The organism is Vicinamibacteria bacterium, from assembly GCA_035620555.1.
Lineage (GTDB): Bacteria > Acidobacteriota > Vicinamibacteria > Marinacidobacterales > SMYC01 > DASPGQ01.
This window is the reverse complement of sequence record DASPGQ010000406.1, coordinates 1-5,841: the sequence shown is the minus strand read 5'-3', so window position 1 is coordinate 5,841 and position 5,841 is coordinate 1. Positions and strand designations below refer to the sequence as shown.

Genomic DNA, 5,841 nt, shown 5'->3' with positions numbered 1-5,841 from the left:
GTCATCGACAGCGGCGAGGGAATGAGCTCCGGGTTCCTGCCCTTCGCCTTCGAGAGATTCCGCCAACAGAACAGCACCAGCACTCGCTCCCATCATGGGCTGGGTCTGGGTCTTTATGCCACGGGCAGCGTGAAACGGAACGTGCTGCCGGCCCCAATCTCGCTGTCGGCCCAGATTCGGCCGCCGTGTGCGTCCACGATGCCCTTGATGATGAACAAGCCGAGCCCGGTATTGCCTGGGGCCTTTCGCTTGGCCTGCCAGAACCGGTCGAAGAGATGCGACAGGTGCTCGTGCGGGATCCCGTGACCCGTGTCCGCAACAGAGAATTGGACCGCGTCGCCAGACGGGACCGCGCGCACAGTGATGGTTCCCCCTTCCGGCGTGAACTTGATCGCGTTGCTCAGGAGGTTCGCGAAGACCTGCTGCAGACGTGCCGGGTCCGCGAAAACAGGGGGCAAGTCGGCTGGAATCACGGTTTGGAGACGAAGCGACTTCGCCGCCGCCTCGTGCCCAATCGCGGCGAGCGCTTCGGAGACGACGGGGCCCGGCGCGACCCTGGTTCGCTCGACGGAGAGCTGCCCAGTCGCGATGCTTGCGGTGTCCAGGAGATCCTGGATCAGAGCCTTCATCCGTTCCGCCGCGCGCTTGATTCGCTGGAGGTTTTCCAGGCCTTGCGCTCTCCATTCGTCGTGCGCCGCCGCCTCGCTCAGAAGAACATGGACGCCCATCAAAATCGTGCCCAGAGGGTTCCTCAGATCGTGGGAAACGATGGCGAGCAGGTCCTCCCGGGCCCGGGTGCCTTTCTGCTCCAGCGCGTAGAGCTGGGCATTGTCAATCGCCATTGCCACGCGCCGCGCGATCTCTTCGGCAAACGCGAGGTCGGCGGTGGTATAGCGTCGATCGGATTCAGCCGCGACGAAGGTCAGCGCACCGAGAACCTGACCACGCGCCATGAGGGGCACGACCATCTTCGACTTGAGACCGACCGCACGCATCGTCTTTGCCCGGTTCTCGTCTTGTTCGATCTCTTCGAGTGCCGAGTCCTGGATCTCCTCGTAGAGCAGAGGCTCGCCCGATTCGATGACCCTCTCCTGAGGCGTACGACGTCCCCTCGAAGGTCCCCACTGCCTCACGCTTTCGGCCAGCTCCGCCTCCTTCTTCGCATCTGCGAAGGCAGCCTCGAAGCGACGCAGCGTTCCGTCATCCGCGAGCAAGTCCACGACACAGAGGTCGGCAAGAAACGGCACCGCTAGTCGGGCCACGGCCGCGACCGTTTTCCCGTAATCCCCCTGGGAAGACGCGACCTGGCCGACATCGGCTAAAAAGCGAAGCCTGGCTTCGAGCTGCTTCTGTGCGGAAATGTCCGTGAACGCCGTTCTGCAGGCGGTGACGGCGCCGTCTGTGTCGAGCGCCGGGGCGCTTACGACTTGCACGACAACCGAGCCTCGCCCTTTGACGGAGACGGTTACTTCGCCCGTCGCCCGCGTCTTTTCCTGAAAGCACTTCTTCACGTGGCTCTGGAGCACGTCTTTGCCCGCGAGCGACGCGAGCGAGCTGACAGGCTTTCCGATGAGCTGCTCCCTCGTAAGGCCGAAGAGGGCTGCCGCGGTCAGGTTGATCTCCTGGATACGTCCCTTCTCATCGAGTGTGCAGTAGCCGACCGGCGCGAGATCGTAGAGGTCCGCGTACCGGCTCCGCGAGTCCTCGAGAAGCCCTTGGGCCTCGCGGAGCTCCCGATTCTGCGTCTCGAGCTGAACCTGGTGAACGTGAAGATCATGAATGAGCCGGTCGGGATCGGTGCGGTCGACGTTCTGGAGCTGCGCCTCGGCCGTTCGAAGCTTGCGCAGCTCCCGGATGAGCTCTGGCTTGGACAACCCCTCTAGATCTCGATCCCCCAAGCGTTCATCCTTCCGTTGTCGCCCGTCGTACCCGAGTGTTTTCGTCTTCGATGGAGACGAGCATCAAACTCACGTCCGTGACCACAGGGATGCGGCTTCCGCCCATCCTCAGGGTCCTTTCCCGGCCCTCCTGGAACAGATGCCGGACTCTGAGATCTCGGAAAGGCGTTCCTTCGGCCAGGGTCCGCTCCAGCGCCTCGCGCAGCGAGGCGTCGTTCCGCGGCTGGGCCCAGACCTTCGGAAAGTTGCTGCCCACGGTCTCCTCGACCGTGACCTGAAACCTTTCGTAGTAGGGATCGTTGGCCCAGACGATCCGAAGCTTCGCGTCGAGGATTAGGAGCGGATGTCCAATCGCGCCGAGGAATCTCTCTGCGTACAGTCCCACATCGCGGGTGATCTCCGTGGCCTTCTTTCGAACGTCGATGTCGACCAGGCTGACGATGGCGCCGCGAATCGCATGATCGAGCGTCTTGTAGGGCACGATGCGCAGCGCGTAGTAGCGATGATTGGTGCAAAGAATCTCCTCTTCCACCGGAGTGAGACTCGCGATGACTTCGGAGACTCTCTGCTCGACGGAGGCTCCGCCAACAAAGGCGTCGATGTGGCTGATGGATCGTCCCACATCGCCGGGCACGAGGTTCAGAAGCTTCTCCGCGGAGGCAGTGTAACGGCGAATTCGGAGATCCATTCCCACGATGATGACGGCGTTGTCGGTGCCGGAGAGCACGTTGTGAAGATCGTCGCTGATCTGGCTGAGCTCGGCCATCCTGTTCTGAAGCTCGTCGTTGACGGTCGTGAGCTCTTCGTTGGTGGACTGCATCTCCTCTTTGGAGGTCTCGAGCTCCTCGTTGGTGCTCTGTAGTTCCTCATTGGAGGACTGGAGCTCCTCGTTCGCCGATTTGAGCTCCTCGTTGGTGCTCTCCTTTTCTTCGATCGTGTCCTGCAGGTACTCCTTGGTGAGGGCCAGCTCGCGCTCGAGCTCCTGGATTCGGTGCGCGAGCGGCGCGAGCGACGGCGCGACGTCGCCGTCCACCGCCACGACGGGGACCTCCTTGGGCGGAGTCAACTCATGAAACATGACGAGAAGACACCGGGTCTTCGTCTCCGGCTCCTGGATCGGCACGACGTCGAGCGCAACGGCGCTCGCCTTTCCGTCGTGATGGAACGTGACCTCGGTCGTCACGCGAACCTGCTCCGAGAGACCGCGATTAATGGCTCTCTTGAGCTCCATGTGCAGCTCGGGGCGGGCGAGCCGCAGGACGTTGAAGCTGGCGGCACCGGGCATCGGATCGAGATAGGCCCCGGTGTGACCGCGAAAGTGCAGGATCTCGAGATGCTCGTTGACGATCACTCCGGGCGGCCCATAGAGCTCGAGGACCTTGCGATCGGATAGTGTCTGTAGGTTGACGATCGGCCGGGTCGCGGCGGCGGGTTGGGCGACGTCGGGAGTCGCAGGCATGCCGAAGGCGATGTCGAGCGCTCCGGAGGAAGCAAACGGCTTCCTCGCGTAGAGTTTGGTCCTCCGGTCCACGAGCGAGAAGAGATCCGGAGAGTCCCCCACGCTCTCGGACGTCCCGAGAAGCAGGAAGCCGATCGGATTCAGGGAATAATGCAGGGTGCGCAAGACCTTTCTTTGCGCGGACGGCTGGAGGTAGATGAGGAGATTTCGGCAGCTCACCAAGTCCAGCCGCGAGAACGGGGCGTCCTTCAGGATGTTCTGGTTGGAAAAGACCACCGTGTCCCGGACACGGCGGCTCACCTGGTAGTCGTTGTCCTTTTTGACGAAGAACCGGTTCAGCCGATCTGCGGAGACGTCGAGCGCGATGTTCTGCGGATATACCCCGCGCCGAGCGTGTTGAATCGAGTCGACGTCGATGTCGGTACCGAAGATCTGAACTCGGGGGTCCGAGCCCTTCTTTTCGAGAAACTCGAGGAGACAGATGGCGATCGAGTACGCCTCCTCGCCCGTCGCGCAAGCGGGAACCCACACTCGGATCGGGGCATTCGGGCCCCTCTCCTCGATAAGGCGCGGGAACACTCTGTCTTTCAGCGCCTCGAACGGTTCATGGTCGCGGAAGAAGTTCGTGACCGTGATCAGCATGTCCTTGTACAAGGCCGCGAGCTCCTGGGGAGAGGACTGGACAAACTTCAAGTAGTCCCGGAGCGTTGCGATCTTGTGCATCGTCATGCGCCTTTCGATGCGGCGCTCGAGGGTCGAGAGCTTGTAGGAGGTCAGGTCGTTCCCGAATTCGGAACGCACGAGAAAGAACAGCTTGCCGAGCTGTTCCTGGACGGCAGGCGCAGGCGTCGGCGGTTTCGGCAAAAGGGCAAGCGCGGGATGTCTGCTGATTCGTGTGAGCTCCTCCGCGATCTCGCGGGGCGCGAGGCAATAATCCGCGTGCCCGCTGGCGAGAGCGCTCCGAGGCATACCATCGTACTTGGCGGACGAAGGCTCCTGCACGAAGGTCAAGCCGCCGGCAGCCTTGATGGCCTTGAGCCCGAGGGTGCCATCGGTGCCGGTCCCGGAAAGGATGATTCCGATCGACGAGGACCCCTGATCCTCGGCGAGCGACCGGAAGAAGAAGTCGATGGGCTGTCTCGGACCGTGGCCCGAGCGAGCTTCGATGAGATGGACCACTCCGTGCATGATGCCGAGGTCGGTGTTGGGTGGAATCACGTAGGCATGATTGGGCTCGACCCTCACCTCGTCTGCGGCCGTCGTCACCGAGATCTTGCTCGATCGGGACAGAAGCTCCGCCAGGAGACTCTCGTGATGGGGAGCGAGATGCTGGACGATGACGAAAGCCATGCCGTCGAAGTGGATGCTCGCGAAGAGATCTCCGAGCGCCTCCAGTCCGCCGGCAGACGCACCGACTCCGACGATGAAAAACCCGGGCGGCTCCGTCGAGCCTGCACCGGAATCGTCGCCGTCGCGGGCAGGCGTGGGCCGTCCGGCCTCGACGGCCGAGTTGTCACCACCGTCCGTCTTTTCTCCCGTTGTTGCGTTGGTTCCGTCTTCGCTGGTCCTCGCGGGCTCGGAGTCGGGTTTGTTTTCTTCGGGCAAATGGCCTCCGCTCATTTGGCCGTACCGATTCAAAAAAGTGTATCACGCCCACCCGCGCTCGCAAGGGACGGCAGGCGCCGTCCAAGCCCGTACAGGACGAAGCCGCCCGCCACGAGCAACAGATCAAGCGTGCGGCCGCAAACCGATCCGAAACGTCTGCGCGAGAGCGATTGACGAGAACGGCCCGAGACCTTGCGAAGTCTCGGGCCGTCGCGAAACAAATTTGGGGGCAGTGACGACGATTGGGGCTTACCAGCGCCGCCCGCCGCCGCCTTCGGTCCCTGACTCGGCCTCGTTGACGTTCAACGTCCTAAATAGAAAATGCGCTCTTAAGCAGAATTCGTAAAGCGCCTTCTAATCCTCCCGCACGATTGTCAAATCGGGGGCCACCATAGAGTCTTCTGCTCTCTGTCTCATCCTGAGAGCCACGCGTGAGCCCAGTTGGAACGCCCACTACTACTGTTCGCTCCCAGTACAACTCGCCCTGGACCGTCGATAGCCTGAATCGCAATCCCAGTCGTTCCCGGAGGAAGCGATGTGTGCGTTCTCCGGCACCGCGAAGGCAACGCACGAACCGCCGCTTTTTTGGTAACCGCGGTCACACTCCCAATCGGCGCCCGAATGCCTCAGATACGCGTTCGGAGGTACTTCGACCGGGACGCACGACAAGCCGTCCTTCCGGAGGCCGTGATCGCATTCCCACTCGCTACCGGACCCCCTGATGTAGCCACCCTGTGGTATCTCGACGAGCACACAGGTCTCACCGAACCGCCGGAATCCCCGGTCGCAATTCCAGCGGTCGCCGGCGCGATCCAGGTACGCGTTCGCCGGGACGCGGACGCTTCGGCAGGACTCACCGAACTTCTGGTAGCCTCGATC

Annotated in this window: 3 protein-coding genes; 1 reads left to right on the top strand and 2 read right to left on the bottom strand. The window is 62.4% G+C overall.

Features of this window, described 5'->3' with window-relative positions; translation table 11 throughout:
* Nucleotides 1–113 precede the first annotated feature (113 nt).
* Together VEK15_16600 and VEK15_16595 are read right to left on the bottom strand one after the other, a co-directional pair.
* Nucleotides 114–1,898 carry an ATP-binding protein gene (locus VEK15_16600; protein ID HXV62323.1) on the bottom strand — a complete coding sequence of 595 codons (1,785 nt, stop codon included), beginning with the start codon at nt 1,896–1,898 and terminating at the stop codon, nt 114–116.
* Between the two features lie 4 nt (nt 1,899–1,902).
* On the bottom strand, nt 1,903–4,962 hold the full coding sequence (locus tag VEK15_16595; GenBank protein ID HXV62322.1) for a chemotaxis protein CheB: 3,060 nt from the start codon (nt 4,960–4,962) through the stop codon (nt 1,903–1,905).
* 621 nt (nt 4,963–5,583) lie between these two features.
* On the opposite strand from VEK15_16595, the gene VEK15_16590 reads away from it, so the two are divergent.
* Nucleotides 5,584–5,841: hypothetical protein (locus VEK15_16590; GenBank protein ID HXV62321.1), on the top strand; the 258-nt coding region annotated here is incomplete at its 3' end.